Raw genomic sequence first — 23,342 nt, forward strand, 5'->3', positions numbered from 1 at the left:
CTTTCGGCGGTTGCCCCCCCGGGGCGGGGTTGCGGGGTGTGGGGCCCCCACCCCCGCGCACGGGTGCGTCAGCGCATCAGGAACTCCGTCAGCGCGGCGGTCACCTCGGCCGGACGCTCCTGGTGGGCGAAGTGGCCAGCGCCCGCGACGGTGTGCAGCCGTCGGCCCGGGGCCCACCTGGTGTCGCGGCGCAACGCGGTCGCCAGCACGTAGGGGTCCTGGTCGCCGTGGATCTGCAGCACCGGGATGGTCATCACCTGGTTCATCGCCTTCATGAACCGGCGGCCGTCCGGCCGCCACTGGCTGCGGAACGCCCAGCGCTGGTACTCAAGCGAGCAGTGCGCGGCGCCGGGGATCTGGATCGCGGACCTGGCCCGCTCGGCGACCTCAACGAACTCCTTGGTCTGCGACCACTCCGGGCCGGACCGCCCGCGCAACAGCCGCTCGACCTCCGCGCCGTCGTCCCGGGTCAGCACCCGCTCGGGCCGCCACGGCAGCTGACAGCGGAGGAAGGCGGGCAGCCACGCCGACCGCTGCGCCCGGTCGGCCAGGACCGACCGCTTGAGCGCGATGGGGTGCGGCGAGCTGACGAGGGCGATCGACTTGACCAGCCGGGGGTGCAGCACCGCCGTCGCCCAGCAGACGAGGCCGCCGTCGGCGTGCCCGACGAGCGTGGCCTGGGTGTGTCCCAGGGCCCGGATCAGGCCTGCGACATCACCGGCCAGGGTCCAGCCGTCGTATCCGCGTGGCGGCTTGTCGCTGTCCCCGTAGCCGCGTAGGTCAAGCGCGACCGCACGGTAGCCGGCGTCGGCGAGTGCGGTCAGCTGATGCCGCCAGGACCACCAGAAGTCGGCGAAGCCGTGCAGTAGCACGACGAGGGGGCCATCCGACGGGCCTGTCTCGACGGCGTGGAAGCGGATGCCGTTGGCGTGCACGTCGCGGTGCTGCCACGGGCCGTCGAATCGGACGGTGGAGGGATCGGGGTAGGTCACGGGGAAAGGCGGCGCTCTCTTGCCTAGAGCTGGGTCCGGCGGGCGTATTCGCCGGGCGTGTAGTCGCCGTGCTTGTAGCTCGACTCCGCGGCATTCGGCAGCACCGTCGCGGCCTGTCGCAGCGAGTCGAGGGTCTTCTCCGGTGCCCGCAGCTTGCGGACTCGCATGTAGCCGAACAGCGCCAGCACCGCGGTGACCACCACCATCAGCAGGAAGACGATGAGGAATGCGAGCCAGCGCGGCGTCCACACGGCCAGGGTCTCGGCGAGGAAGAAGAAGAAGAAAAAGGAGCTGAACAGCAGGACCGTGAGCGCGAGGATGAAGAACAGCGAGCCCTGCAGGCCCTTCTTGACCTCACCGGTCACCTCGGCCTTGGCGAGCGCCACCTCGGCGCGGACCAGCGTGGAGACCTGGGCGGTCGCGTCCTTGACGAGATTCCCGATGCTGGCGGTGCCGGGCGCGTGCGCATCGACGTCGGTGAGCGGGATCGAGGTGATCGTGTGGGGCACCCCGTCCCCGGTCAGCCGGTCGTACCTGTCGCCGTTGCGGTCACGGATGCTCACGTCTGCGCCCCTCCAAGATCGTCGTTCTAACCGGTCGCGTTGGCGCGTGCGTGATGGACGCGCCCCCGGCGCAACAGTAGCGCCGAGCCGATCAGCGACGCCGTCAGCGAGGTCAACAGGACCGCAGCCTTCGCCGTCTCCGCCTCGGCTCCTTCGAGCGCGAGTTCGGCCACCAGAAGGCTAACGGTGAACCCGATCGCGCCGAGCACCGACAGTGCGAACATGTCGCGGAAGCCGAGGCTTCCCGGCTTGGTGGCTATGCCGAGCCGGACCGCGAGCCACGAGACGCCGAAGATGCCGACCGTCTTGCCGACGAGTAGGCCCAGGATGATGGCCAGCGCTATGCGGTCGGTGAACATCGACCGGAGGACGTCGCCGCCCAGTGGAACCCCCGAGGCGAACAGGGCGAACACCGGCACGCAGAACCCGGCGGAGAACGGCTGGATCCGGTGCTCGAGCCGGGTCGCGGGGGCCTCCGCCTCACCCGGGTCCTTGCGCACCCTGGTCAGCAGGCCGAGGGCGACGCCTGCGAGGGTGGCGTGGATGCCCGCCTCGTGCATCGAATACCAGGCGAGAAGCGCCAGCGGGACGTACAGGAGCGGGGTGGTGATCCGCCGGTGCTGCGCGTACGCGTATGCGGCCATGCAGGCGATCGAGCCGAGCAGCCACAGCATCGCGATCGAGGTGGTGAATACCGCGGCGATGATGATGATGGCGAGCAGGTCGTCGACGACCGCGAGGCTGAGCAGGAACACCCTGGCGCTGGCCGGGATCCTCGACCCGGTCAGCGCGAGCACCCCGAGGGCGAAGGCGATGTCGGTGGCCACCGGGATCGCCCAGGCCCGCTCGATGCCGGGCGTGCCCCAGCCGACCGCGAGCGCGATCAGCGCGGGCAGGATCACGCCGCCGACCGCCGCGATGATCGGCAGCAGCGCCTTCTTACGGTCGGCGAGTTCGCCGACGACGAGTTCGCGCTTGAGTTCGAGGCCCGCGACGAAGAAGAACACGGCCAGCAGACCGTCCTGGGCCCAGGTGTTCAGGCTCAGGTTCAGGTGGATCGCGCTCGGCCCGACCTGCCAGTCCCGCAGGGCGGCATACGCGTCGGACCACGGGGAGTTCGCCCAGATCACCGCGACGGCGGCCGCCACCAGCAGGATCGCCCCACCGACGGTCTCGGTGCGCAGATAGCGGGACAGTTCGGAGCGGAGCGGTTGGATCACGTCAGGTTTCTCCCGAGGTCGCGGGCGTACAGGTGTGCCACATGCCGACCAGACTTCCCGGCGCTCCGATGGCAGCTTAACGCGATCTTGATACCGCTCGGCGCAAACACCTCGAGATGGTTTGTCACCGCAACGACCCGAGTGATCTGCTTCCTGAGGTTTGGACGTCGGATGTCCACTCTGTGGAACTGGTGCAGGAGAATCGGATGAGCAAAGCCCCTGACGTGTTGGTCGACGAGGCGGTTGCCGCGAGAGACGCGGTGCCCCGCAGTCGCATCGTGGTGGCCAGCATGGTCGGCACCTCGATCGAGTTCTACGACTTCTACATCTATGCGACCGCGGCCGTGGCGGTGTTCCCGCACCTGTTCTTCCCCAAGGGCAACGACACCACCGCCCTGCTGGCCTCGCTGGCCACCTTCGGGCTCGCGTTCGTGGCCCGCCCGCTCGGCTCGATCCTGTTCGGCCACTACGGCGACCGGATCGGCCGCAAGGCCACCCTGGTCGGCTCGCTGCTCACCATGGGCATTGCGACGTTCGTGATCGGACTGCTGCCGACGTACCACTCGATCGGGTTGCTGGCGCCTGCGTTGCTGGCCCTGATGCGGTTCTGCCAGGGGCTCGGACTCGGCGGCGAATGGTCGGGGGCGGCGCTGCTGGCGACCGAGACGGCGAAGCCGGGCAAACGGGCATGGGCGGCGATGTGGCCGCAGCTCGGCGCCCCGATCGGCTTCTTCCTGGCCAACGGGCTGTTCCTGATCATCGCCCTGGTCATGGGTCACGACAACGCGAACCCCGACCTGGACAGTGCGTTCCTCAGCTGGGGCTGGCGAATCCCGTTCCTGCTCAGTGCGATCATGGTGATCATCGGCCTGTACGTGCGGCTCAAGCTGGAGGAGACCCCGGTCTTCGCGCGTGCCGTCGAGCGCGGCGAGAAGGTCAAGACGCCGCTCGCGACGGTGTTCAAGACCAGCTGGCGCCAGCTCATCATCGGCACCTTCGTGATGCTCGCGACGTACACGCTCTTTTACATCATGACGACCTGGGTGCTGAGCTACGGCACCGCCAAGACGGTGGCCGCCGGCGGCACCGGGCTGGGCTTCAAGTACTCCGAATTCCTGGTGCTGCAGCTGATTGCCGTGCTGTTCTTCGCGGCGGGCGTGCCGATCACCGGCTGGCTCGCGGACCGGTACGGCAGGCGGTTGACCCTGCTCGTCGCCACCGGCGCGATCATGGTCTTCGGACTGACATTCTCGGTTACCCTGGACCCGGACAAGATGACCGACGCCCGCATGCTGGCGTTCCTCATCGTCGGAATGCTGTTGATGGGCTTCACCTTCGGACCGATGAGTGCGGTGCTGCCCGAGCTGTTCCCGACCAATGTCCGCTACACCGGGTCAGGCATCGCGTACAACACGGCCAGCATTCTCGGTGCCGCGGTCGCGCCCTTCATCGCGACCTGGCTCGCGACCACGCACGGGGTCGGCTGGGTCGGGATCTACCTGCTCGTGGCGGGATCGCTCACCTTCGTCGCGTTGCTGGTGATGCGCGAGACCAAGGACACCTCGCTCGACGCGCCCGGGCTCGATCCGCGCGGGGCCGAACTCTAGGGCCGATTCGTCCGGCGGACCAGCACCACGGCGCCGACCCCGACCAGGACCAGCACGGCCAGCGCAACGAGCAGGTACCGGTTCGGGGTCGAGCCGGACGGGTCGACGTCGCCGTACAGTTCGCGCTCCTGCTCGGCGCTGGTCCGGAGGTCGGCCACCCCCGGGTACTCCGGCGCGAGGGACAGCACCTCGTCGAAGTCGGCTATCGCGGCGGTGTAGTCGCCGTCGAAGTAGTGCTCGACCCCGGAGCGGTAGACGGTGTCCGCGGGCCCGAGCGACGGGGCGACGCCCTTCTCGTTCATCAGGTCCACCAGTCCGCGCGCCGGGGCGACAAAGGTGAACGGCTGTGTCTGCCCGTGGATTCCGAAGCTGTTCACCCCGATCACCTTGCCGCTGAGGTCCACCGTCGGGCCTCCGCTCATGGCCTCCGACACCTCCGCGTCGGTCTGGTAGACGGGAACGGTTCCGGTCGCCCTCCGTGCGCTGATCTCGCCGCCGGCGACGACCGGCCTCTGCGAGGGCTCGGCCGGCGCGTCGGTGGTGCCGGGGAAGCCGACCGAGAACACCGGCGTGCCGATGGCGACGCCCGCGTCGGTGAGCAACTCCGCGGCGGGCAGCTCGGCCCGCTGGATCTTGAGCAGCGCGACGTCGCCCTCCGTGAGTGGCACCAGGCCGGCGATCTCGGCTCCCAGTGCCTCGCCCTCGGCGGCCCCGCCGGGGACCACCGACATGGCCAGGGTCGGGGTGGACCCGGGTTCCTCGCCCTCGACCCGCCAGTTCGCCTGGGCGGTCTCGTTCACGAGGGCGGGATCGAGGGTGGGGATCGCCTGCAGGGCCCATGCCACGGCGGCCTTGAGGAGCACCTCGCGGCCGCCCTCGGCGCAGTGGCCGGCCGTGGCGACCCAGCCGTCCGGGTTGACGACGAATCCAGTACAGCGCCAATTGATTACGAAGGGATCCTTATTGATCGGTTCCCCGTCCGGGAAGCGGACCCAGCCCTTTGCCTCCGCCTTGACCAGAACCACGGAGGGGCCGACGACGGCGGCCGCGCGCTGCTCGGGACCGGGAACGGGACGCTCGGGCGAATCCTGTTCGCCGTGTGCGGCGGCGCCGGAGCAGACGAGCATCGCGAGTAGCAGCACGAGCAGGGCGGCGAATCGCGTTCGCCAGCGCAGATCTGGCATGACGGTCTCCGTTCGAGCTCGGACCCGCTCTCCCGTGAGCGTTACTCGGCTCGGCACTCGTCATGAGTGGGACTGGGGCCATCGCTGACGGACCAATGGTAGGCCAATCCGACACGGCCGGGAAGGCTCGCGGCGGCGGCCCGGCGACGGGAGACGACGGTGCCCCCGCGCGATCGAGCCGCACGGGGGCACCGTCGATGGTGGGGCGGTGGAGGGCTACTTGCCCCGGATCGCCTCGAACACCTTGGGGTCGACCAGCGTCGAGGTGTCGCCCAGATCGCGGCCCTCGGCGACGTCGCGGAGCAGTCGGCGCATGATCTTGCCGCTCCTCGTCTTCGGCAGCTCGGGCACGATGGTGATCTGCCGCGGCCGGGCGATCGGGCTGATCTCCGTCGACACCTGCACCTTGAGCTCGGCGATCAGCGTGTCGCCCGTGTTCTCCGCCCCCTCTCGCAGGATGACGAACGCGACGATGCCCTGGCCGGTGGTCTCGTCGGCGGCCCCGACCACCGCGGCCTCGGCGACGCTGTGGTGCCCGACCAGCGCCGACTCGACCTCGGAGGTGGAGATCCGGTGACCGGAGACGTTCATGACGTCGTCCACCCGGCCGAGCACCCACAGGTCGCCGTCGTCGTCGTAGCGGGCGCCGTCGCCTGCGAAGTACCAACCCTCCTCGGCGTACCGGGACCAGTAGGTGTCCTTGAAGCGCTCCATGTCGCCCCAGATGCCGCGCAGCATCGCCGGCCACGGCTCGTCGAGCACCAGGTAGCCGTTGCCGCCTGCGCCGAGCGGCTTGGCGTCGTCGTCGACGATCTTCGCGGAGATGCCGGGCAGCGGCGCCATCGCGGAGCCCGGCTTGGTGGCGGTGACGCCGGGCAGCGGGGAGATCATGATCGCGCCGGTCTCGGTCTGCCACCAGGTGTCGACGATCGGGCAGCGACCGCCGCCGATCACGTCACGGAACCAGCGCCACGCCTCGGGGTTGATCGGCTCGCCGACGCTGCCGAGCAGCCGCAGCGAGGTCAGGTCGTGCGCGTCGGGGATCTCGCGGCCCCACTTCATGAACGTGCGCACCAGGGTCGGTGCCGTGTAATAGATACTGACGCCGTACTTTTCGATGATGTTGAAGTGCCGGTGCTCATCGGGGGAGTTCGGGGTGCCCTCGTAGACCACCTGGGTGGCCCGGTTCGACAGGGGGCCGTAGACGATGTAGGAGTGTCCGGTCACCCAGCCGATGTCGGCGGTGCACCAGTAGACGTCCTTGCCTGCCTTGTGGTCGAACACGTTGTGGTGGGTGTACGACGCCTGCGTGAGGTAGCCGCCGGTGGTGTGGATGATGCCCTTGGGCTTACCCGTGGTGCCGGAGGTGTAGAGGATGAACAGCGGGTGTTCGGCGTCGAAGGCCTGCGCCTCGTGCTCGGGCGAGGCCGCGGCCACCGTCTCGTGCCACCAGAGGTCACGGCCATCGGTCCACTCGACGTCGATGTCGGTGCGCTTGACCACCAGCACGTTGCGCACGGAGGCCGCGCCGTCGACGGCGGTGTCCACGGCGGTCTTGAGCGGGGCGGCCTGGCCGCGGCGCCACTGGCCGTCGGTGGTGATGACCAGCTTGGCCTCGGCGTCGTCGATCCGGGACCGCAGCGCCGACGCGGAGAAGCCGGCGAAGACCACGGAATGGGTCAGGCCGAGCCGGGCGCAGGCCAGCATGGAGACGATCGCCTCGGGGACCATCGGCATGTAGATGGCGACACGGTCGCCGGCCACGAGGCCGAGATCGGTGAAAGTGTTTGCGGCCCTGCTCACCTCGGCGAGCAGGTCGTTGTAGGTGACGTCGCGGCTGTCGCCGGGCTCGCCCTCCCAGTGGATGGCGACCTGGTCGCCGTGACCATCGAGGACGTGCCGGTCGACGCAGTTGTACGCGACGTTGAGCTTGCCGCCGACGAACCACTTGGCGACGGGGGCGTCGGACCAGTCCAGGACCTGGCTCCACGGCTCGTGCCAATGCAGGCGCGAAGCCTGGTCGGCCCAGAATCCCAGCCGGTCGGCGTCCGCGGCGGCCTGGAGCTCCTGGCCTGCATTCGCGGCCGCGACGAACTCCGCGCTCGGCGGATAGCTCGTCGGGTGCTCGGCTGCGTTGGTATCGGCGGTGCTACTGGTCATCTCGCCCGGCCCTCTTTCGTGATTCTGTGGCGTTATTCGCGCCTTTGTGAGGGTAGTCACATGTCGCGGCGGGCGCACCGTTGCAGACGTGTGCAACCCCTGGATCTGCGCCGATCGGTCGTGTTCGTGCGACCGATGGTCGCGGTGGGCGACGAACGGACCGGGTCGGACGGCCCCGCCGGTGGGTCGGTCCGTCGGCGCCGTCGCCGGACGGCCGCGGCGAGATGCCGGATAGGTGGTGACCGGGAGGGCCCGCGGTGGTTCGGTGGAGGCATGAGGCAACAACTGAACGTGATCACCCTCGGCGTCGCCGACGTGGCCCGATCGCACGCGTTCTACGTCGACGGCCTGGCGTGGACGCCGACGTTGTACGTCCCGGGCGAGGTGCTGTTCCTGCAGATCGGGCACGGCGTGGTGCTCTCACTGTGGTCGGCGGACGAGATGGTCCGCGAGGCCGGGCCGACCGCGCAGGCGGCAGGCGAGCAGGGCCGGGCGCCCATCACCCTCGGTCACAACGTGGCCGGCCCGGACGAGGTGGACGAGGTCCTTGCGACGGCCGCACGGGCGGGCGGCGCGGTCCTGGTCGCAGGCGCCCGGCGGGCGTGGGGCGGGTACAGCGGGTACTTCACCGATCCCGACGGTTACCGCTGGGAGATCGCGCACAATCCGGGTCTGGTGGTGCACGAGAACGGCAGGGTGGCGATCGGGGAGGCCGAACCCGGGGGTGCGGGGGACGAATAGACGTGCCGACCGGGGGCTCGGTCGGCCTCCTCGGCCGCGGGGCCGGTGGCGGCGGCGGGTAGCGTTGAGCGGCGTGAACGACCCCCTGCAGCCCCTGTTGGACCTGCCCGGCGTGCGCGAGGCCGCCGACCGGGCGCGCGACGCGCTCGGCGAGGTGCACCGGCACAAGACCAATCGCCGCGGTTGGCCGACGACCGCGGCCGAGGCGGCCGTCCGCGCCGCGCGGGCGTCGGCGTCCATCGACGGCGGCAGCACCGAGCTGCCAGCCGAGGGCGAGGAGGGCGACCCGATCCTGGCGGGCGCGCTGCGGGTGGCGCAGGCCATCGACGGTGACGCGCTCACCATCATGGTGCAGACCTGGCAGCGGGCGCCGCTCCAGGCATTGGCCAGGCTGCACCTGCTCGCCGCGGCGGACCTGGTCACCGACGAGTCCACGCTGGGTCGCCCACGCACGGACCTCGGCGTGGGGGAGCGGCTCGACGGCCTTGCACAGTTGGTGACGGGGGGAACGAAGGCGCCCGCGCCGGTTCTTGCGGCCGTGGTGCACGGGGAGTTGTTGTCGCTGAGCCCCTTCGGTACTGCCGACGGGGTGGTCGCCAGGGCTGCGTCCCGGCTGGTGGCCGCGTCTACCGGACTGGACCCCCACAACCTCGGGGTGCCGGAGGTGAGCTGGCTGCGTCGGCAGCAGGCATATCGCGACGGGGTGAAGGGCTTCGGATCGGGATCGGCCGAGGGGGTCGGCAGCTGGGTGATCCTGTGTTGCGGCGCCATGGAGGCCGGGGCGAGGGAGGCCACCTCGATCGCGGACGCGGCGGCGGGCTGAGCCCGATCGGGTGGGGGCGCCGGTGCTCTGCTGGGTATGCGACGGACTTCGCCTGAGAGGCAAGGGCACTGGCGCACCGCCCGTCCCTACCCCAGGCGCAATGCGAGCGGCGCCGCCGACTCCCGTCGACTTCGCCGCCCGCTAGCACGGACCGCCGGGTTACCAAGCGTGCTTGGTGGGTTGTGTGTCCGGCCTCGGCGTGGGCTCAAGCATCGCCAGTTCGCCTCTGCAACTCGTGCAAGGTCCTCGCTGCCGAATGTTCGAGTCACGCAGGCCCACAACGCTGCTGCCCTTATAGTGGCTTGCGGCTCCGCGTGGGTGCCTGGTGTCCGTGCTGGGATTTCGCGGCCGGGAGATCGATCCTTCTCTTCCGAGTCGACCCTGGCCTGCCGTTCGTCCGTAACTCCTTTGTACCCCGTGACCGCACTCGCTTCAAGGGGTACACGCACCTGGATTGATACCAGTCTTCGGGCCCCGTCAGCGCCTGCGGCGCAACAATCCGTACGTCAGCACGCCCGCCGCGAGCGCCCCGATGCCCACCGCCGCGGTCGTCGCGACGGTGGTCCGCGAGGGTGGCTGGAGGCGGGCCCGCAGGGATACCGGATTGGAGAAAGTCAGTATGGGCCAACCATTTCCGGCCGCCTCCTTCCGGAGTGCGCGGTCCGGGTTGACGGCGGTGGGGTGGCCGACCGCGGTGAGCATCGGGAGGTCGGTCATCGAATCCGAGTAGGCGAAGCAGCGATCGAGATCATAGTTCTGTAGCCGCGCGAGCTCGCGGATCGCGTCGACCTTGCCCTCGCCGTAGCAGTAGAAGTCGACCTCGCCGGTGAACCGCCCGTCCTCGACCTGCATCCGGGTGGCGGCGGCGTGGTCGGCGCCGAGGGCGGCGGCGATCGGCGTCACCACCTCCTCGCCGGAGGCCGAGACCACGATGACGTCGTGGCCGCGCAGTTTGTGGTCGGCGATCAGGTCGGCCGCCTCGGCGAACACGAGCGGATCGACGATGTCGTGCAGCGTCTCGGCGACCACCGCCCGCACCTGCTCCACGTCCCAGCCCGCGCACATATTGGTCAGGTGGGTCCGCATCCGTTCCATCTGGTCGTGGTCGGCGCCCGCGAGCAGGAAGAGGAACTGGGCGTAACTGCTCTTGAGTACGGATCGCCGATTGATCAGGCCCTGATCGAAAAAGGGCTTACTGAACGCGAGCGTGCTCGACTTTGCGATGATGGTCTTGTCCAGGTCGAAGAACGCCGCGACCCGGCCGTTCTCGGGCTGTCTGTTCGCCTCTGCGGTCACAGAATCCAGGATAGAGCCCCCGGGTGACTGTGGTGTCTGGGCGCTCCGCGGGCTCCGCGCCTCGGGATCCGAGCGGGATTCTCAGTGTTCATTTTCGGATCGCGAACCGGAAAGTTGAATTTGCAAACTCGGATCGCGGCGGGTGTAGTATCAAAAACACCTGGACTTGATCTGGGTGTGTTCAGCCCGACCCCCCGGGGCTGAACTCTGAAGACCCCCGCCTCCTCCCCCCCTGGCGGGGGTCTTCCTCCATTTCTGGCCCATTCGGGCCGCACCCTCTCCGGCCCTCCGCGGTCGTCTCTTTCGCCGGTTGTCGACGCCGGAGTGGTTCGCGCGTACCGGAATCCATCCACAGGGCCGGTTCTGTCCACATTCGCCGATGACCCCCTTCTCTCGACCCGACCGAGCGCGCAGGCTCGCTCGGTATGGAACCTCCACAAGCATCGGGTGCCCCGCATCCGTCGAATGTTCACCCGGTCCTCGCGGTGCTCGAGGACGCCGAACTGTCCCTGAGCGTGCGGCGCGCCGCGGCCGCCGCCGACCGTGCGGTGGATGAACGGGTGCTCCCGATTCCCAGACAGGTGTGGGACGGTGCCGCCTCGATCGCGCTCGATCCGGCCGCCGCACGAGGCTGCGCAGCCGACGCGCTGCCGCGTCGGTCGGCCGTCCATGTGGTGTGCTCGGGCCCGCCCGGCCTCCCCGAATGGCAGGCCGCGGCCGCGATCGGGGCGGAGTCCGTGCTGGTCCTCCCTGCGGACGAACCGGCCCTCGTCGAATCGCTGGCGCAGCGCCGCGACCGCACCTCGGCGGGCGGCTCGGTGATCGCCGTGGTCGGCGGCAGCGGCGGGGCTGGGGCGTCCACGTTGGCCGCGGCGATCGCGCTGACCGGTCCCGTCCGGCGGGCCGGGAGTCGCGCACTGCTGGTGGACGCGGATCCGCACGGCGGCGGCCTCGACCTGCTGCTCGGCGTGGAGGGCAGGCCGGGACTGCGCTGGCCCTCGGTGGTCGTCGAGGGCGGACGGGTGTCCGCGACCGCCCTGCACGACGCCCTGCCAGACGCTGGTGCCGGGGTGGCGGTGCTGGCCTGCGGACGCGGCGGTGACTCCGGGCAGCCGTCCGCGGCGGCGATGAGGGCGATGATCGAATCAGGCTGCGGTGCGGGGGATCTCGTCGTCTGCGATGTCGGTAGGGGGCTCGGTGATCTTGCGGGCGCGGTTCTCGATCTGGCCGACCTGGTGGCGATCGTGGTGCCCGCCCAGGTGCGGTCTGCGGCGGCCGCCGAATCGGTGGTGGCCTCGGTGCGAACCAGGAACCCGAACATCGGTGTGGTGGTGCGTGGTCCGGCACCCGGCGGGCTGCGGGGCCGGGACATTGCCGAGCTGCTCGGGCTCCCGGTCCTCGCGGCGATGCGGCCACAGCCGCGCCTGGCCGCTGCCCTCGAACGCGGCGGTCTGAGGCTACGCAGGCGATCGCCACTGGCCGCGGCCGCGCTGGCGATCCTCGACCTGCTCGAGGCGGGCGCCGGGCGGCGGGCCGCATGAGCTCCCTGGTCTCGCCCGAACTGCTGGATCGGGTTCGGGAGCGATTGTCGCGAACGTCGGCGCAGCCAAGTCCCGCGACGGTGGCCGCAGCGATCCGAGCGGAGGCATCGGGGGTGCTCGGCGACACCGACCTACTGGACGCCCTGCACGTCCTGCAGACCGAACTGACCGGGGCAGGCGCGCTGGAACCGCTTCTGGCGCAGCCGGATGTCTCCGACGTCCTGGTCACGGCGCCCGACCGGGTATGGGTGGACAGGGGCTCCGGACTCGAGCCTGCCCCGGTCTGCTTCGCCGACGAGGCCGCGGTGCGGCGACTGGCTCAGCGGCTCGCGCTGGCGGCGGGACGGCGACTCGACGACGCTCAGCCATGGGTCGACGGCCGGCTCCCCGCGGCGCCGCGCGCCGGGTTCGGGGTTCGGCTGCACGCGGTGCTCGCCCCGCTCGCGCAGGGCGGGACCTGTGTGTCGCTGCGGGTGCTGCGGCCCGCGACTCAGGGGCTCGACGCGCTCCACTCGGGTGGGACGGTACCCGCGGACGCGCTCGAACTACTCGTGCGGATCGTCGCCGCCCGACTGGCGTTCCTGGTCGTCGGTGGGACCGGGGCGGGCAAGACCACCCTGCTCGCGGCGCTGTTGGCGCAGGTCGATCGCCGCGAGCGCATCGTCTGCGTGGAGGATGCCGCCGAGCTGGCCCCGACCCACCCGCACGTGGTGCGGCTGGTCGCCCGCGCCCCGAACGTCGAGGGCGTCGGGGAGGTGACCGTCCGCCAACTGGTGCGGCAGGCGCTGCGGATGCGGCCGGACCGCATCGTGGTCGGGGAGGTGCGCGGCGCTGAGGTGGTGGACCTGCTCACCGCGTTGAACACCGGTCACGACGGCGGCGCGGGCACCGTGCACGCGAACTCGCCGGAGGAGGTGCCCGCCCGGCTGGAGGCACTCGCGGCGCTCGGCGGCCTGGACCGAGCCGCCCTGCACAGCCAGCTCGCGGCGGCGGTGCAGGTCGTTTTGCACGTGCACCGCGCGGCGGACGGCAGGCGCAGGCTCGCTCAGATCGGAGTGCTGGATCGGGACGAGCGCGGGCAGGTCAGCGTGGTGCCCGCCTGGACTCCCGCCGACAGGGGTTGTCCGGGGGCTGGTCGCCTCGCGGCCCTGCTCGAGCGTCGCGGCTTCGGGGTGGGGGCGTGATGATCGCGGCGCTGACGGTCGTCGCGCTCGCGCTGGTCGTCGCGCCGGGCACCCGCACGATGACGAGGCTGCGACCCCCGCGTCGCACGGAGCGTCTGCGCGGACAGGCGCGGGTGCGCGCGGCCGCGGTGATCGGACTCATTGGCGCCGTTGCGATCTGCGCGCCCACCGCCGGGCTCGCGGCGGCCGTCCTCGCGTTGACGACGGCACACCGACGCTCGCGCCGTCGACGGGAGCGTGCGCGCAACGCGGAACTGCGGGGGCTGCTCAGCTGCCTCGAGGCGGCGACAGGGGAGCTGCGGGTCGGAGCCCACCCGGCGAACGCCTGCACCACCGCGGCGCGGGAATCGAACGGTGCGGCGGCGGAGGCGTTCCGTGGTGCCGCGGCCCGCGCCCGGCTCGGTGGCAGCGCCGCCGACGGACTGCACGCCCCCGGGTGCGTAATCGGCGTGGAGCTGGAGCGGGTGGCCGCGGCGTGGCGGGTGGCCGATCGGCACGGCATCGCGCTGGCCGATCTGCTCGACGCGGTCCGCGTGGACCTGGTGGGGCGCATCAGGTTCCGGGACCGCGTCGAGGCTGGCCTGGCGGGGGCCAGGGCCACGGCGGCGGTGCTCGCCTGCCTGCCGGTGCTGGGGATCGCGCTGGGACAGCTGATGGGTGCGGGCCCGCTGCGCGTGCTGCTGTCCGGGGGACTCGGGGGACTGCTGCTGATCCTCGGCACGCTGTTCGTGTGCGCAGGCCTGCTCTGGACGGATCGGATCACCGGGCGGGTGACCGGGTGAGCGCCGTGGCCGCGGTGCTGCTCGCGACCGCCGCGCTCACCGCTCCCGGTGCAGGCTCGGCGGCGGGACGCCTGCGGGCGCCGCTGTCCGCGAGACCGGCGCGGGGGTACCGGCAGCGTCCCCGGGGCCGCGAGGCCGCCGACCCCATGGCGATCGCGGCCGGATTCGACCTGCTGGCCGCCTGCCTGCGATCGGGTATGCCCGTCGCCGCGGCGGCGGGGGCCGTCGCGGCGTCCGCTCCGGAACCGCTCGGGGGCGCTCTGGCCTCGGCCGCGAACCTGCTCGTTCTCGGTGCCGAGCCCGAGATCGCCTGGGAGCGCGCGGCGACGGATCCCGAGACGGAGGGACTCGCGCGGATGGCTCGGCGCTCGTCGCGGTCCGGCGCGGCCTTCGCCGATGCGGTCGCCGAATTGGCGGCGCAGCGCCGGCTCGCGATCGAGGACCGAGCGACCGCCGCGGCGGAACGGGCGGGCGTGCTGATCAGCGGTCCGCTCGGGCTCTGCTTCCTGCCCGCATTTCTCTGCCTCGGGATCGTCCCGGTGGTGGTCGGCCTGGCCACCCGGGTGCTGAGCGGGGGTGTGCTGTGAGGGACGAAACGTCCAGGACAACCCGTCGTGGAGATGCCGCGACGGTGACCGAGAAGGGGGAACATCATGGTGACCAAGGGGATTGGCGCGCTGCGCACCCGGCTGCTGCTGGCCGCGGCAGCGGAGGAGGGCATGTCGACGGCGGAGTACGCGATCGGCACGATCGCCGCGGCGGCGTTCGGGGCGGTGCTGTACTCGGTGGTGACCGGAGACTCCATCGTCGCTGCCCTGACCGGGATCATCGACAAGGCGCTGAACACCGCCGTGTGAACGATGCGGGCGCGGTGACGGTGGAGGCTGCCATCGCGATCGCCTCGATCACGGTGGTCGTGGTGCTGTGCCTGGGTTCCTTCCTCGCGGTGTCCGCGCATGTTCGGTGCGTCGACGCCGCGCGGGAGGCGGCCAGGCTCGTCGCACGCGGCGACCGGGCGGAGGCGATCCCCGCGGCGCAGCGGGTGGCTCCTCGGGGCGCACGCATCACGGTGCGGGAGGACGGTGGGTTTGCCATCGCGGTGGTTCGGGCCGGGGTGCCACTGCTACCCGCGCTCGACATCTCGGCGGAAGCGGTTGCCGCCACAGAGGACTCGGCCGCGACGGACCTCGACACCGCCGGTTCCGGCCCTTCCGGCTCAGCTCCGGATCAGGCGCCGTCCGGAGGTGGCAGGTGAGGGACGACCGCGGATCGGCAACCGTCCTCGCGTGCTGGGCGATGCTCGCGCTGATCGCGGTGGCGGCGTTGGTGATCCATCTCGGCTCGGCGGTGTCGGCGCGGCACCGGGCCCAGTCGGCCGCGGACCTGGCGGCGCTCGCGGCCGCGGCGGCACTCGAGCACGGCGGCGAGGCGGCCTGCGCATCGGCCGCCACGATCGCCGGACGGATGCGCGCGTCGGTGCGCGACTGCCGGGTCGAGGGGTGGGACGTGGTGGTGACCGTCGGAGTGCGGTTGCCGCTGCCCGCGGTCGTCGGCGGGGATGCGGTCGCCGCGGCCAGGGCGGGTCCTGTGCTGTAGCCGCCGGACCGTGGCGGGCAGAGCGTGAAGACGTGTGGGGCGGGCGGCGTCGGCCCTGGCTCATCGTGAACCGTTCGACGGGTCGAGCGCGTTTCGCCGGGTGCGGCAATGGCCGGTGGCAGGATTCGCGGTGTGATCACCACTAGTCGGGCTTCGTCGCGGCTACACACCTGGCTCCTCGAGGACGTCACCGAGGAGCCGGCCGGGCACCAGGGTCCGTTCCGGGTGGCGCCGAAGCCGGAGCACAAACACCCGTGGTGGAAGGTGATGTGCCTGACCGGCGTCGACTACTTCTCCACCCTCGGCTATCAGCCGGGCATCGCCGCGCTGGCCGCGGGCGTGCTCTCGCCGCTGGCCACCCTGGTCCTGGTCGCGTTGACGTTGTTCGGTGCTCTGCCGGTGTATCGCCGTGTCGCGCAGGAGAGCCCGCGCGGCGAGGGCTCGATCGCCATGCTGGCCCGACTGCTGCCGAAGTGGGGCGGGAAGATCTTCGTCCTGGTCCTGCTGGGGTTCGCGGCGACCGACTTCATCATCACCATGACGCTGTCGGCGGCCGACGGCGCCGCACACGTCGTGGAGAACCCGTTCGCCCCCGCCGCCCTGCACGGCGAGAATCTGTGGGTCACCCTGGTGCTGTTGGCGCTGCTCGCGGCGGTGTTCCTCAAGGGCTTCTCCGAGGCGATCGGGATCGCGGTCACCCTGGTCGCGGTGTACCTGGCGCTGAACCTGGTCGTGGTCGTCGTCGGGGCGTGGCATGTGGCGACGGCGCCGTCGGTCGTCACGGACTGGACCGCGGCCATGACCACCGAGCACGGCAGCCCGTGGATGATGATCGCGATCTCGCTGCTGGTCTTCCCGAAGCTCGCACTCGGCCTCTCCGGATTCGAGACCGGGGTCGCGGTGATGCCGCAGATCGAGGGCGATCCGACCGACACCAGGACCGCGCCGCGCGGCCGGATCCGCGGCGCCCGGCACCTGCTGACCACCGCCGCGCTCATCATGAGCGGCTTCCTCATCGTGACCAGCTTCCTCACCACCGTGCTGATCCCGGCGGACGAGTTCAAGGCCGGGGGACAGGCGAACGGCCGCGCACTGGCCTACCTCGCCCACGAGTACCTCGGCAGCGTCTTCGGAACCGTGTACGACGTGAGCACCATCGCGATCCTCTGGTTCGCGGGCGCCTCGGCCATGGCTGGCCTGCTCAACCTGGTCCCGCGGTACCTGCCCCGGTTCGGCATGGCACCGAACTGGGCGAGGGCGGTGCGGCCGCTGGTGCTGGTGTTCGCCGTCATCGCGTTCGGCATCACCTGGTACTTCGACGCCAGCGTCGACGCGCAGGGCGCCGCCTACGCCACCGGGGTCCTGGTGCTGATCACCTCAGCCGCCGTCGCGGTGACGCTGTCGGCGTTGCGGCGAGGCCAGCGGCGCAAGGCTTTCGGTTTCGGGGTGGTCGCCGCGATCTTCGTGTACACCACCCTCGCCAACATCTTCGAGCGTCCCGAGGGCCTGCATCTGGCGATCCTGTTCATCCTCGCGATCCTGATCGTCTCGTTCGCGTCCCGGTTCTCGCGGGCCTTCGAGCTGCGCGCCACCTCGGTGAGCTACGACGCGACCGCGGAGAAGTTCCTCGAGGAGGCGGCGCGGGGGACGATCCGGATCGTCACCCACGACGTGGATCGCCGCGACTCGGAGGAGTACAAGGAGAAGGAGTCCGATCAGCGGCTGGAGAGTCACATCCCCGCAGGCGAGCCGATCCTCTTCCTCGAGGTGAACGTGACCGACTCGTCTGAGTTCGCCACTGATCTACGGGTGCACGGACGCGAGCGCGACAAGTACCGGATCCTGTGGGTCAACAGCGCGGCCATTCCCAATTCGATCGCCGCGATCCTCCTCGACATCCGCGATCGGACCGGGTCCATCCCGCACGTGTACTTCGAGTGGACGGAGGGCAATCCGGTGACCAACCTGCTGCGATTCCTGTTCATCGGGCAGGGCGAGGTCGCGCCCGTCACCCGGGAGGTGTTGCGGCGCGCCGAGCCCGACGTGTCCCGTCGACCGCACGTGCACGTCGGATAGGCTCGATCACCCCATGCGAGTCGACGGACGAGAGATCCCGGTCCAGGGCAGCCTGCTGCAGCCGTTGCGTCGGCGTACCAACGATCAGCTCCGCGTCGTGATCGCGGCGGTGTTCGTCGGCGCTGTGATCGCCACCTCGCTGATCACCCGGGGCCGCTGGGAGGCCGTGGAGAACTCGCTGTCGGACCTCATCGGCGTCGCCTCCGCGGAGGTGTCGACCCGGATCTACCTGCTGTACGGGGCCGCGATCCTGATCCTGCCGTTCGCGATCCTGGTCGGGCTCGTCCTGGGTCAGCGGTGGAAGCTGCTCGCGGGGTACGCGACCGCGGGACTGCTCGCCGTCGTCGCGCTGTCCATCACCGGGACCGGGCTGTCCGCGCCGAAGTGGCACCTCGATCTCGACGGGCACCTGGACACCTTCCTGTCGCAGTTCCTCGACGACCCGCGGTGGATCGCGATGCTGGCCGCCATGCTGACCGTGTCCGGTCCGTGGCTGCCGGCCCGCTGGCGCCGGATCTGGTGGCTGCTGCTGCTGGCCTTCGTACCCATCCACCTGTTCGTCAGCGCCGTCGTCCCCGCCCGCTCGATGCTGGGGCTGACCGTCGGGTGGCTGATCGGGGCGCTGGTCGTGTTGTTCGTGGGCACTCCCGCGCTCGAGGTCCCCGTCGATCTCGCGGTCCGCGCGCTCGGCAGGCGTGGACTGAGGGTGGACGCTCTGTCGGTGCTCAGCCCCGCCGGTTCGGGTCCCCTCGTGCTCTCCGCGCAGTGCAGCGAGGGCAGCCGGAAGATCGACCACCTCGGAATGGATCTCCGGAAGGCCGGCGCCGACGACACCGTCGTCCTCGAACTCTTCGGGCCGCATCAGCGGAGCGAGGGCGCCGTCCGACAGGTCTGGCACTGGCTCACCTTCCGCACCGCGGAGACGCCCGCGCCGTATGCGTCGCTGCGCCGGGCGGTCGAGCACCGGGCACTGATGTCGACCGCGGTCGGGCGGATGGGACTGTCCTCCAGCCTGGCGGTCGCGGTGTCCCCGCTCGAGCGTGGCTGGATGCTCTACGCGCACTCGGCGCCTTCGGGTACTCCCCTCGAACAGGCGGACCCCGCACATCTCGAGGCGGCCTGGTCCGGTCTGCGGATACTGCACGTGAATCAGGTCGCGCACGGCGACCTTCGCCCGGACAATCTCAGGATCAACGGCGACCGAGTGCATTTCGAGGGCTTCGCGCACTCGGAGGTCGGCGCGTCGGACGCGCAGCTCGAGTCGGATATCGCCCAGCTGCTGTTGACCACCGGCGCGCGGTTCGGAGCGGAACGGGCGGTGCGCGCCGCGATCGGGGCGCTGGGGGAGGGCGAGGTCCTCGCCGCGTCGGGCCGACTGACGAAGGCGGCGATGCCCAGGCGGCTGCGCAACGCGTTGCCGGAGGCGGACGCGCTGATGTCGGCCACCCGGCATCAGGTCCGGACCCAGACCGACTCCGAGGTGATCAAGACCGAGCAGGTCACCCGGTTCAGTCGGAACCAGATCATCCAGCTGGTCCTGTTGATCGGATTGGTCTACGTCGCATACCCGTTCGTCAGTCAGGTGCCCACCTTCCTCACTGAGCTGCGGACCGCCAACTGGTGGTGGGCGCTGCTCGGTCTGGTGGTGTCGGTGTCGAAGTACATCGGGACGGCGGTGGCGCTGTGGGCCTGCGCCTCGGAGTCCGTCCGGCTCAAGAACCTGGTGATCATGCAGTTCGCCAACACCTTTGCGGCCACCACCACGCCAGCCGGGGTCGGCGGACTCGCGCTGAGCGTGCGGTTTCTGCAGCACAACGGGCTCGGTGGGGTGCGGGCGACCGCCGCCGTCGCTCTGCAGCAGACGGTCCAGGTGGTCACCCACGTCGGGCTGCTGATCGTCTTCAGCGTGGCGGCGGGAAAGAGCGCGGACCTGTCCAACTTCATCCCGAACGCGACGATCATCTACCTGGTGGTCGGTCTCCTCTTCGGGGTGGTCGGGGCGTTCATGATCGTGCCCAGTCTGCGGCGCTGGTTGATCGACGAGCTGCGCCCCCAGATTGCGGACGTGACCACCGAGCTGCTGGATCTGGCCCGCGACCCGGGACGGTTCCTACTCATCGTTGGTGGCTGTGCGGCCACCACTCTCGGTGCCGCGCTTGCCCTCTGGGCGAGCGTCGAGGCGTTCGGCGGCGAGGTCAGCTTCGTCACCGTCACCATCGTGACGATGATCGGCGGCACGCTGGCCTCCGCGGCGCCGACCCCCGGCGGCGTCGGCGCGGTCGAGGCGGCGTTGATCGGTGGTCTCGCGGCCTTCGGTGTACCCGCCGCGGTCGCGGTGCCGTCGGTGCTGCTCTACCGGGTGCTCACCTGCTGGTTGCCGGTGTTCGCCGGCTGGCCGATCCTGCGGTGGATGCAGAAGACCGACCTCATCTGATCCGACCCGACCCCCGCCGGACCTCCCCAATGTCACACCGGTTCGCTTGAGCCGAACGAATGTGACATTGGGGAGGTCACGGAAGTCACGGAGGTCACGGAGGTCACGGGTGGGTCAGGGGGCGAGGGCGCCGACCACCGCCGACAGCAGCCGGACGGCGCCGTCCTTGTCCAGCGGGTCGTTGCCGTTGCCGCACTTGGGGGACTGCACGCAGGACGGGCACCCGGCCAGGCACTCGCAGGACGCGATCGCGTCCCTGGTGGCGCGCAGCCACCGCAGCAACTCGGCATGCCCACGGTCGGCGAACCCGGCGCCGCCCTGATGGCCGTCGTAGACGAACACCGTCGGCAGGCCGGTGTCCTGATGCACGGCGGTCGACACCCCGCCGATGTCGCCGCGGTCGCAGGTCGCCACCAGCGGTAGCAGTCCGATCGCGGCGTGCTCGGCGGCATGCAGTGAGCCGGGGAAGCGGTCCGCGGTGATGCCCACCCGTTCCATCAGTTCCTGTGTCACCGTGTACATCACGGCGCGGGTGCTCAGGCGCTGCGGCGGCATGTCGAGCTCGATCGAGTCGAGGACCTCGCCGGACGGCAGCCGCCGGAGGTACCCCACCACCTGGTGGGTGACCTCGACCTCGGTCAGCGCCACCGTGACGGGGCCGTGGTCGGTGTGTTCGAGGACCGAGGTGATGACGATCTCGGTGGTCTCGCGCGCCGAGGTGCTCCACTCGGGGGTCTCGGCATGCACCAGCGCCAGGCCCTCGTCCAGGTCGAGCATGTCCACCACGAAGGACTCGCCCTGGTGCAGGTGCACCGCACCCGGGTGGGCGGTGGCGGGTGCGCGGCCGCCGTCGACAGTGCCGAGCATTCGGCCGGACTCGGCGTCGACAATGGCGACCTGTTTGCCGATTCCACCCCGAATATCCACGGACGCATGCGGGTTCGAGTCTGCGGTGACGAACCAGCCGTGCGCGCGGCGCCGGATCAGCCCCTGCTCGGCGAGCCGGGTGAGCAGCTCGACGGCGCCGAACTGCTCGACCTCGGCATCGCTGAGCGGAAGTTCCATCGCGGCGCACAGCAGCTGCGGGCCGAGAACGTAGGGGTTCGACGGATCGGTGACGGTGGCCTCGACCGGCTTGTCCAGCAGCGCGGCCGGGTGGTGCACCAGGTACGTGTCGAGCGGATCGTCGCGGGCCACCAGCACCACCAGCGAGCCCTCGCCGCGGCGGCCGGACCGCCCTGCCTGCTGCCAGAACGAGGCAACGGTGCCGGGGAAGCCCGCCACCACGACCGCGTCCAGGCCGGCGATGTCGACCCCGAGTTCGAGGGCGTTGGTGGTCGCGGCGCCGAGCAGGGTGCCGTCCGCCAGCGCGGTCTCCAGCTCGCGGCGGTCCTCGGCCAGATAGCCCGCCCGGTAGGCGGCGACCCGTTCGGTCAGGTCCGGGGCAGCTTCCGCCAGTAGCCTTTTGGTGCCCATCGCGGTCAGCTCGGCGCCGCGGCGTGAGCGGACGAAGGTCAGGGTGCGGGCGCCCTCGATCATCAGGTCGGCCATGATCCGGGCGGCCTCCGACCCTGCGGCGCGGCGGACAGGGGCGCCGTTCTCCCCGGTCACCTCGGCCAGCAGCGGGGGCTCCCAGAGTGCGACGGTCCGCGGGCCGTGCGGTGAGCCGTCGACCGTGACCTCCTCGCAGGGAGCCCCGATCAGCCGGGACGCCGCTGCCCCCGGCGCCGCGGTGGTGGCGCTGGCGAGGATGAACACCGGGTCGGCGGCATAGCGACGCGCGATTCGCCGCAGTCGGCGCAGGACCAGTGCCACATTGGAGCCGAAAACTCCTCGATAGGAATGGCATTCGTCGATCACCACGTAGCGCAGATTCCGGAAGAAGTGCGCCCAGCGCTGGTGCGAACGCAGCATGCCGACGTGCAGCATGTCGGGGTTGGTGAAGACCCAGCGCGAGTTGGCCCGCACCCACTGGCGTATCTCGGCGGGTGTGTCACCGTCAAAAGCGTTGGGGTAGACGGTCGCGAGCGATTCGGCCTGCTCGGTGAGCGCGATCGTGGCCCGGATCTGGTCGGCCCCGAGGGCCTTGGTCGGGGCCAGGTAGAGGGCGGTCGCGCGCGGATCCTCTGCGAGCGCGGTGAGGATGGGCAACTGGTAGGCCAGTGACTTTCCGGACGCGGTTCCGGTCGCGACCACGACATGAGAGCCCGCCGCCGCGAGCGAGGCCGCGGCCTCCTGGTGCGTCCACGGCAGGGGGATTCCGTTCCCGCGCATGGCATTGACGACATCGGGGTGAATCCATGATGGCCATTGCGTGAACCGGGACTCGCGGGCGGGCAGTTCGGCGACATGGGTGAGCGGATCCTCGCCGCGTGGGGTGCCCGCCAGTACCCGGTCGAGCAGGGACTGCCCGTAGCTCGCTGCCGCGGCCGGTTGGCTCACTGATAACTCCGAGTTCGTTGGTTGGCCGCGTACACGTCCCTGTTCACCTGGGGTTTTGATGGTACTTGCCGGGAGGTGTTTAACACTGTGCAGCCCTTGTCAATACCGGACGCGCGTCCAATTGAGCTGTTACCGACGGGTAATCGGAAGCGTGATCATTTCTTTATGACCATTGTTGGATTTCGACTGTTGCCATCGCGCGAACCATGATTGACTCCTATGCGGTCGCAGCTTCTGTGTTCGTGTACGCGCTCGCAGGATCGATGTTGCGAGCGCGGTGCGTGATGCATTTCCTGAGGGGGAAATCAGCGGTACAGCGGTCGGAACCGGCCCGGTGGACTGTTGACTGCTGTTCACCGAATCCGGTGTTAGAAAGTGAAGGATAAGCATGGCACAGGGCACTGTGAAGTGGTTCAACGCGGAGAAGGGCTTTGGCTTCATCGCCCCCGAGGACGGCTCTGCTGACGTCTTCGTCCACTACTCCGAGATTCAGGGCAGCGGATTCCGCACGCTCGAGGAGAACCAGCGCGTCGAGTTCGAGGTCGGTCAGGGCACCAAGGGTCCCCAGGCCACCGGCGTTCGCGCGGTCTGATTCATTCGTTCCTCGAAACGGATCAACTCGTCCCCCAGCACCGCAAGGTGGTGGGGGACGAGTCGTTTGCGCCGGGGCCGCGCACCGACGGGGTCGTGTCAGGCTCGGG

20 protein-coding genes are annotated in these 23,342 nt (G+C 70.4%); 13 read left to right on the plus strand and 7 right to left on the minus strand.

Annotated features, from left to right (window positions below; translation table 11 throughout):
* Positions 1–68: 68 nt before the first annotated feature.
* From ACFXMV_RS04360 to nhaA, 3 genes are read right to left on the minus strand one after another with little or no spacing between them, the layout of a single operon-like run.
* On the minus strand, positions 69–992 hold the full coding sequence (locus ACFXMV_RS04360; RefSeq protein WP_378501694.1) for an alpha/beta fold hydrolase: 924 nt from the start codon (positions 990–992) through the stop codon (positions 69–71).
* Positions 993–1,015: 23 nt separating this feature from the next.
* Positions 1,016–1,555 carry a phage holin family protein gene (locus ACFXMV_RS04365; RefSeq protein WP_378501695.1) on the minus strand — a complete coding sequence of 180 codons (540 nt, stop codon included), beginning with the start codon at positions 1,553–1,555 and terminating at the stop codon, positions 1,016–1,018.
* Between the two features lie 26 nt (positions 1,556–1,581).
* On the minus strand, positions 1,582–2,775 hold the full coding sequence (gene nhaA / locus ACFXMV_RS04370) for a Na+/H+ antiporter NhaA (RefSeq protein WP_378501696.1): 1,194 nt from the start codon (positions 2,773–2,775) through the stop codon (positions 1,582–1,584).
* 206 nt (positions 2,776–2,981) lie between these two features.
* Here nhaA and ACFXMV_RS04375 point away from each other — a divergent pair, with 206 nt between their 5' ends.
* Positions 2,982–4,382 carry an MFS transporter gene (locus ACFXMV_RS04375; protein WP_378503240.1) on the plus strand — a complete coding sequence of 467 codons (1,401 nt, stop codon included), beginning with the start codon at positions 2,982–2,984 and terminating at the stop codon, positions 4,380–4,382.
* Here ACFXMV_RS04375 and ACFXMV_RS04380 read toward each other — a convergent pair.
* Both ACFXMV_RS04380 and acs read right to left on the minus strand, forming a co-directional pair.
* Positions 4,379–5,566 carry a trypsin-like peptidase domain-containing protein gene (locus ACFXMV_RS04380; protein ID WP_378502295.1) on the minus strand — a complete coding sequence of 396 codons (1,188 nt, stop codon included), beginning with the start codon at positions 5,564–5,566 and terminating at the stop codon, positions 4,379–4,381. The genes ACFXMV_RS04375 and ACFXMV_RS04380 overlap by 4 nt on opposite strands.
* A 216-nt stretch (positions 5,567–5,782) precedes the next feature.
* Positions 5,783–7,726: an acetate--CoA ligase gene (acs, locus tag ACFXMV_RS04385; protein ID WP_378503239.1), complete on the minus strand. Its 1,944-nt coding sequence runs from the start codon at positions 7,724–7,726 to the stop codon at positions 5,783–5,785.
* Positions 7,727–7,999: 273 nt separating this feature from the next.
* Here acs and ACFXMV_RS04390 point away from each other — a divergent pair, with 273 nt between their 5' ends.
* Both ACFXMV_RS04390 and ACFXMV_RS04395 read left to right on the plus strand, forming a co-directional pair.
* The gene (locus ACFXMV_RS04390; protein ID WP_378501597.1) at positions 8,000–8,467 is read left to right on the plus strand and encodes a VOC family protein; all 468 of its coding nucleotides are present in this window, start codon (positions 8,000–8,002) and stop codon (positions 8,465–8,467) included.
* A 73-nt stretch (positions 8,468–8,540) separates the two neighbouring features.
* On the plus strand, positions 8,541–9,290 hold the full coding sequence (locus tag ACFXMV_RS04395; protein WP_378501596.1) for an oxidoreductase: 750 nt from the start codon (positions 8,541–8,543) through the stop codon (positions 9,288–9,290).
* Positions 9,291–9,767: 477 nt separating this feature from the next.
* Here the strand turns inward: ACFXMV_RS04395 and ACFXMV_RS04400 are convergent, their stop codons facing one another.
* Positions 9,768–10,598 (minus strand): HAD-IB family hydrolase, encoded by an 831-nt coding sequence (locus tag ACFXMV_RS04400; RefSeq protein ID WP_378503260.1) that lies wholly within the window; start codon positions 10,596–10,598, stop codon positions 9,768–9,770.
* 413 nt (positions 10,599–11,011) lie between these two features.
* Between ACFXMV_RS04400 and ssd the strand changes: the two genes are divergently transcribed.
* The 9 genes from ssd (at position 11,012) to ACFXMV_RS04445 (ending at position 20,199) form a co-directional block, all read left to right on the plus strand.
* Positions 11,012–12,127, plus strand: coding sequence for a septum site-determining protein Ssd (gene ssd, locus ACFXMV_RS04405; protein ID WP_378499839.1), 1,116 nt, complete (start codon positions 11,012–11,014; stop codon positions 12,125–12,127).
* Positions 12,124–13,311: a TadA family conjugal transfer-associated ATPase gene (locus ACFXMV_RS04410; protein WP_378499838.1), complete on the plus strand. Its 1,188-nt coding sequence runs from the start codon at positions 12,124–12,126 to the stop codon at positions 13,309–13,311. The genes ssd and ACFXMV_RS04410 overlap by 4 nt, the downstream gene beginning before the upstream one ends.
* Positions 13,311–14,093: a type II secretion system F family protein gene (locus tag ACFXMV_RS04415; RefSeq protein WP_378503259.1), complete on the plus strand. Its 783-nt coding sequence runs from the start codon at positions 13,311–13,313 to the stop codon at positions 14,091–14,093. Before ACFXMV_RS04410 ends, ACFXMV_RS04415 begins: the two co-directional genes overlap by 1 nt.
* Positions 14,090–14,680 carry a type II secretion system F family protein gene (locus ACFXMV_RS04420; protein ID WP_378503238.1) on the plus strand — a complete coding sequence of 197 codons (591 nt, stop codon included), beginning with the start codon at positions 14,090–14,092 and terminating at the stop codon, positions 14,678–14,680. Before ACFXMV_RS04415 ends, ACFXMV_RS04420 begins: the two co-directional genes overlap by 4 nt.
* A gap of 66 nt (positions 14,681–14,746) precedes the next feature.
* A complete protein-coding gene (locus ACFXMV_RS04425) occupies positions 14,747–14,950 on the plus strand; it encodes a DUF4244 domain-containing protein (RefSeq protein ID WP_378499836.1) in 204 nt (67 codons plus the stop codon).
* Entirely contained in the window at positions 14,947–15,348 is a 402-nt protein-coding gene (locus ACFXMV_RS04430; protein WP_378499835.1) for a TadE family type IV pilus minor pilin, read from the plus strand. Before ACFXMV_RS04425 ends, ACFXMV_RS04430 begins: the two co-directional genes overlap by 4 nt.
* Entirely contained in the window at positions 15,345–15,689 is a 345-nt protein-coding gene (locus ACFXMV_RS04435; protein ID WP_378499834.1) for an Rv3654c family TadE-like protein, read from the plus strand. The genes ACFXMV_RS04430 and ACFXMV_RS04435 overlap by 4 nt, the downstream gene beginning before the upstream one ends.
* Before the next feature lie 108 nt (positions 15,690–15,797).
* The gene (locus tag ACFXMV_RS04440) at positions 15,798–17,765 is read left to right on the plus strand and encodes an amino acid transporter (RefSeq protein ID WP_378499833.1); all 1,968 of its coding nucleotides are present in this window, start codon (positions 15,798–15,800) and stop codon (positions 17,763–17,765) included.
* Positions 17,766–17,778: 13 nt separating this feature from the next.
* On the plus strand, positions 17,779–20,199 hold the full coding sequence (locus ACFXMV_RS04445) for a lysylphosphatidylglycerol synthase domain-containing protein (protein WP_378499832.1): 2,421 nt from the start codon (positions 17,779–17,781) through the stop codon (positions 20,197–20,199).
* Positions 20,200–20,313: 114 nt separating this feature from the next.
* On the opposite strand, the gene ACFXMV_RS04450 is transcribed toward ACFXMV_RS04445, so the two are convergent.
* Entirely contained in the window at positions 20,314–22,641 is a 2,328-nt protein-coding gene (locus tag ACFXMV_RS04450) for a DEAD/DEAH box helicase (RefSeq protein ID WP_378503237.1), read from the minus strand.
* Between the two features lie 388 nt (positions 22,642–23,029).
* On the opposite strand from ACFXMV_RS04450, the gene ACFXMV_RS04455 reads away from it, so the two are divergent.
* Positions 23,030–23,233 (plus strand): cold-shock protein, encoded by a 204-nt coding sequence (locus tag ACFXMV_RS04455; RefSeq protein WP_005248460.1) that lies wholly within the window; start codon positions 23,030–23,032, stop codon positions 23,231–23,233.
* The last annotated feature ends 109 nt before the right edge of the window (positions 23,234–23,342 follow it).

The sequence above is a fragment of the Rhodococcus sp. NPDC059179 genome (genome assembly GCF_042754885.1).
Lineage (GTDB): Bacteria > Actinomycetota > Actinomycetes > Mycobacteriales > Mycobacteriaceae > Rhodococcus_G.

Excerpts from the sequence above, each read along its gene's own strand:
- ACFXMV_RS04375 (WP_378503240.1), top strand. The coding sequence starts at position 2,982 with ATGAGCAAAGCCCCTGACGTGTTGGTCGACGAGGCGGTTGCCGCGAGA.
- ACFXMV_RS04380 (WP_378502295.1), bottom strand. The coding sequence starts at position 5,566 with ATGCCAGATCTGCGCTGGCGAACGCGATTCGCCGCCCTGCTCGTGCTG.
- acs (WP_378503239.1), bottom strand. The coding sequence starts at position 7,726 with ATGACCAGTAGCACCGCCGATACCAACGCAGCCGAGCACCCGACGAGC.
- ACFXMV_RS04390 (WP_378501597.1), top strand. The coding sequence starts at position 8,000 with ATGAGGCAACAACTGAACGTGATCACCCTCGGCGTCGCCGACGTGGCC.
- ssd (WP_378499839.1), top strand. The coding sequence starts at position 11,012 with ATGGAACCTCCACAAGCATCGGGTGCCCCGCATCCGTCGAATGTTCAC.
- ACFXMV_RS04410 (WP_378499838.1), top strand. The coding sequence starts at position 12,124 with ATGAGCTCCCTGGTCTCGCCCGAACTGCTGGATCGGGTTCGGGAGCGA.
- ACFXMV_RS04415 (WP_378503259.1), top strand. The coding sequence starts at position 13,311 with ATGATCGCGGCGCTGACGGTCGTCGCGCTCGCGCTGGTCGTCGCGCCG.
- ACFXMV_RS04425 (WP_378499836.1), top strand. The coding sequence starts at position 14,747 with ATGGTGACCAAGGGGATTGGCGCGCTGCGCACCCGGCTGCTGCTGGCC.
- ACFXMV_RS04440 (WP_378499833.1), top strand. The coding sequence starts at position 15,798 with ATGGCCGGTGGCAGGATTCGCGGTGTGATCACCACTAGTCGGGCTTCG.
- ACFXMV_RS04445 (WP_378499832.1), top strand. The coding sequence starts at position 17,779 with ATGCGAGTCGACGGACGAGAGATCCCGGTCCAGGGCAGCCTGCTGCAG.
- ACFXMV_RS04455 (WP_005248460.1), top strand. The coding sequence starts at position 23,030 with ATGGCACAGGGCACTGTGAAGTGGTTCAACGCGGAGAAGGGCTTTGGC.